Annotated in this window: 2 protein-coding genes; both read left to right on the forward strand. The window is 36.0% G+C overall.

Annotation, left to right across the window (positions count from 1 at the left end; translation table 11 throughout):
- Positions 1–3,900: DUF6079 family protein (locus K9N40_13040; protein ID MCF7815394.1), on the forward strand; the 3,900-nt coding region annotated here is incomplete at its 5' end.
- 15 nt (positions 3,901–3,915) lie between these two features.
- A partial coding sequence (locus K9N40_13045; GenBank protein ID MCF7815395.1) for a site-specific DNA-methyltransferase occupies positions 3,916–5,386 on the forward strand: 1,471 nt, incomplete at its 3' end.

Genomic DNA, 5,386 nt, shown 5'->3' on the forward strand with positions numbered 1-5,386 from the left:
CTTCATATATCTCCGGTCGGAGCATTCAAATATAATTCGCGAAATAAAAATTGTGTTCTTTTTCTAGAAGATGAAAGTAAACTTGGTTCTCGCTTATATTATGGTGAAGTCGGGTCACAAGAATACTATGATCAGGAAATCAATGATATCCTGCTTATTGATATCGATGAAATTGATGAGGACATGCATTTTACTACCTTACAGGCTCCCAGAGCAGAAGAAAATTCTGGAGATTCTATAAGCAATTACTTTAATTTTAAACAGATTAAAGATGTCATTGATATTGATGCAGACATTAAAGAACAGGAAGAAAGGAAAGAGCTTGTTTCTAGTTATATATTGTCTCCGTCCTTAGAAGATCAAATTGGAGATTTTTTCTATGATCTTGAACAACCTAAGCATAAATCTCGTCTGATAATCGGAAATTATGGAAGCGGTAAGTCTCACTTGGTAGGTTTTCTTGTCAGTCTTGTGGATAATCCTGAATTAGTGAAGCTTGTGCAAAGTGAAAAGATACAGAAATCAGTAGAAGCCATTGATAGAAAGTTTTTTCATGTTCAATTTGAATTGCAGTCGGGACAAGTTGAACTGCGTACTTGGTTTTATGGAAAAATACGGAATCAATTAAGCCGTAAATATGGTTTAGAAATACCGAATTTTGATAGAAACGAGAATTATGACGACAAAGAAAATGTTGCAAAGATTATTGAACTAATAAAAAAAGAAGACCCGACAGCCGGCTTATTAGTTGTGATAGATGAAGTATCTGATTTTCTTATGTCAAAACAGAAAGCTTCAATGAAATCTGATTTGCAGTTCATCAGGGTTCTGGGACAAATAAGTCAGGACCAGGATTTTGTTTTTATTGGCTCCATGCAGGAAGATATTTTCTCAAGTCCGCGTTTCAAAGATCTCGCTATGGAAGTTGGTCGAGTTGGAGAACGGTTCCAGCATATTATAATCCACAAGGAAGATGTAAGAAGAGTTATTAGTAATAGAATTGTTCCAAAAAATGAAAAGCAGCGTCATGTTTTAGAAGATCATCTGAGTAAGTTTGCTGAAAAAATCGAATCAGTTAGTGTAGACATGGAAGCTTATATTGATTTGTTTCCCCTGACTCCATTTCTTATTGATATGTTTTCTGAGCTGCCCTATTTTGAGAAGCGCGGGGTTATACAATTTGCTCTAACCGAAATAAAAAAGAATTTGACTAAATCTTTTCCTTTTTTTATAACCTTTGAGCGTATTTATGATCTGCTCATCGATAACCCAAATAAACGCAATTTGGAAGAAATTTATGAAATCAATAAAGTCATGGAAATTCTCATACAGAAAATACAGATGATGGAAAACAAATATCGTGAGAATGCTGTAAAAATTGCTAAGGCTGTTGCTGTATACGCTTTATGGGATAAGAATGAAACTGGTGTAAGGGCCGAAGAACTAGCTAATGAACTGCTGATGCTGCCGTCAAGTAAAAGTTTATCTGCTAAGGATTATGTATCTCTGGTAATAAAAAAAATCCGGGAAGTTACCGATGGTGAGTACATAAAAGCTAGGAAGACAGAAGGAAGCCAAGCACCGCATTTTTATTTTGAAACCAAAGTGGGCGTTGACCCGGAAGAAAAAATACAGCAGAAGGCTGCTGCAGTTTCTGATGAGGAAATAGAGGATGAAATTTTCAGACAGCTAAAGGAGCTTCTTGAATTGAATCTCAGCAGCAATGTACCTGATATATTTTTGGATGAGTGTTCATGGCCGAGTACGAAATCATTTAGAATGGGGCATATAATATTTGTGCGGCGAGGTAGTATAGTTCCCGAAATCAGTCAGAAAGATTATGCACTTCTTCTTATCTCTCCGTTTGCATCAGAATTTAAACAAAAAGTACATGACAGACAGATTGTTATTCATTTCCGTATTCCAGATCCGCAGAATGTTGAGTTGTTTAAAGAAGTAGTAGCTATTCGGAATATGATAAATAATAATTATCAGAAAACGACTATGGCAAAGAAGCTTGAACAGAGAATTGATGGGTTTAAGCAAGGATCTACTTTTCATACTGGTATACGGTACCGACTCGCTAAACTGCTGCTGAACTTTGCTGACTGCAGTTATAACGGAATTAAGAAACAAACAAAACAGCATCTTGGAAGAGAATCTGCTTCAGTACCCGAGATTATAGATTCGGTGAAAACTGCAATCCTTGATAAAGAATTTGCTGATTATTACTCAGGCCATCCGGTCTATCCTTCTGTAGTATCTTCTGCAACTATCGGTCAAACGTGTACTTCGGTTTGTCAGGATATTGCAGGAGGTAATTATACATCGATCAGTCGCTTGACCAGGCAGTTTCTAGATAAATTGCAATTATTGAATACCCAGGGGTATCCTGATTTTCAGAATTCTCAAATAGCATTGAATATTATGGATACGGTGAAGTCTAAAGGTGCAAAAGTAACTGATATAGAAAAAGATCTGGTTAAACCGTTTTCCTGTTCACCCTATGGGCTAGAAAGGGGAATCATTTATGTGTTCTTGATATTCTTTGTTGTGCAGGGAAAAATGTTCCTGCAGGAGAAGGGTGGAGGAAAATGGGATATCAATAATATTAAGGAGAAATTCAAATCAACAAAACAATTTGAAGCTCTTCATTATATCCGCATGAGTAAAGATATGAGCTTTGATTTTGCAGAGAGGCTTATGAATACCTTAGGATTGAATGGAGCGCAAATACGAGTTGATCAGGATCGTAATGCGGCTTTTAGTTCCTATAAACAGAAGATAGCAGATATTCTGGGAAAACTGGATGAACTGAATGAACTATATGAAAATCTAAAAACATATAGTTCTGTATATCTAGATATGAATGGCATTTCAGAACAGATGACAAAAATTTATGAAATCCAATGGTCTTCTTTGGATATTGGGAATTTTACAAAGTTCGGATCAATTGAAAACTTTAACAAATCTTTACCCAAAATTGAAATTCTGCTTAGGGAAATGCAGACTCTTAAAGACGGATTGAATGATTACAGTAAGTTTATTCATCCTGCATTAGAATATATGGAGCAGGCACTTCAGCTAGTGGATGAAAAACCTCTGCTGCAGGCAGAAACAAGCAAGATAGAAAAGCTGAATCAAATAAAACAGGACATAGTTGCTATCTGCGAAGATTATGATAAGTTTTCCGATACTTCACAGAGGAATCCTATAAAAGGTAAAATTACATCATTTATGCAGACATATAAATATGATGTCTATATTCCTGCCCATGAGAAGTATGTAGGCAAAGGAATTGATTGGACAATTCTGGATAACTTTCATCAGCATCCAATCTTTCTTAAACTAAAAAAATTATATGGTTTAAAGCACGTAAGCGGAGAAGGTAAATTCAATAGTAAAGTGGCAGCATGGCTGGAGCTGAAAAAATATAAATGCAGCAATAATAAGCTTGATAAGCAGCTGAATCACAGTACTTTCTGTCAGGAGTGCCTCTTTCCAAAAAATGCAAAGTATACGGAAATACAGGGAATTATTGAACATATAGAAGATGATCTCCAGCAGCTTTATAGCCAAGCAGAAAAAAATGTAATCAAACTAATACGTGAATATAGAGATAATATGCAGTACTTATCAGAGGATGATGCAAAGCAGATTGAAAAGATTCTTTCTGATAAGAAATTGCCGGATGAATATCCAGCTGAGCTCATACCTGCTATAGAAAACCTGCTGAAGGAAGTGGAGGTTATTGAAGTTTCATCTGATGATCTTATGGAAAACCTATTTCCAAATAATCAGGTGTTGACATTATCTGAAATTGAAAATGGGTTTACGAGTTTTATGAACTCGCTCCGAGATGAACATGATTCTCATGAAATTCGAATAAAGCTGAAATAGGAGTCAAAACGCACTATGAAAGAAAGTAAGCCGCTGAAAGAATTGCTGGATACAGTGAGACAAATAGAAGGATTCCCGATTGCAAAAGATGAAGATATTTTAGCGCTTTCAGAGCCTCCGTATTATACCGCATGTCCAAACCCGTATATCAATGATTTTATTGATGAATATGGAACTCCTTATGATGAAGACAGTGACAAATATCAGCGTGAACCGTTTGTCGGTGATGTAAGTGAAGGGAAAAATGACCCTATTTACAATGCTCATTCGTATCACACGAAAGTTCCTCATAAGGCTATCATGAAATATATCAAGCATTATACAGAACCGGGAGATATTGTTTTTGATGGTTTCTGCGGAACTGGCATGACTGGAGTTGCGGCCCAGATGCTGGATAGAAAAGCCATTCTTTCGGATTTATCACCCATAGCTACCTTCATTGCTCATAACTACAACAGTAAGGTTGATGTGAATGCCTTTGAAAATGAAGCTCGACGTATTTTATATGAAGTCGAAGAGGAATGCGGCTGGATGTATAAAACAGTCCATATTGATGGAAAAACAAAAGGAAGAATAAATTATACGGTTTGGTCTGATGTCTTCATTTGCCCGTTCTGCGGGGAAGAAATCATTTTCTATGATGCAGCTGTTGATAAAGAATCAGGTTCAGTATTGAAAGAATTTTCTTGTCCTGGATGCCAGGCACAGGTAAAGAAAACTGACTGTAAAAGGGCTGTTGAGCAAAAATATGATGATGCATTGCACGAAACTATAGAACAGGCAAAACAAGTCCCCGTACTGATTAACTACTCCATAGAAAAAAAGCGATATGAAAAACAGCCTGATGAACACGACTTCAAACTGATAGATAAGATTAATTCAAGCCCGATACCGTACTGGTTTCCTGCAGATAGGATGCCTTTTGGCTATAATACAGCACAACCTTTGAGATCTCATGGTATAACCCATGTGCACCACTTTTATACAAAGCGGAATTTGTGGGTGCTCGCTGCAGTTTGGGATAAGATTCAAAAAAGTAATAAAAAAATAAAGCATTATGTACAATTTGCTTTTGAACAGATTATATTAGGGTTTGCTAAAATTTCTAGATATGTCCCTACCCATTTCTCTCAAGTAAATCAATATCTTTCAGGAACATTATATATCGGTTCCCAAGTAGTTGAAGTGTCATTGGATTATATTATTAAAGGAAAGTTAAAACGTCTACCGAAAGCAATAATTGAGATTAATAGTCAAAAAGAAGATGCATTAATAACTACTCAATCAGCAACAAGTTTAAATAACATATCGATAAATTCTATAGATTACATTTTTACAGACCCGCCTTTCGGCGATAATCTCATGTACTCGGAGTTAAACTTTCTCTGGGAATCATGGCTCAAAGTGAAAACAAACAATTCCAGTGAAGCAATTGTGAATAAAACACAGAATAAAGGCTTAACAGAATATCATGATCTTATGTATG

It is taken from the genome of Candidatus Cloacimonadota bacterium (genome assembly GCA_021734245.1).
Taxonomy (GTDB): domain Bacteria; phylum Cloacimonadota; class Cloacimonadia; order Cloacimonadales; family TCS61; genus B137-G9.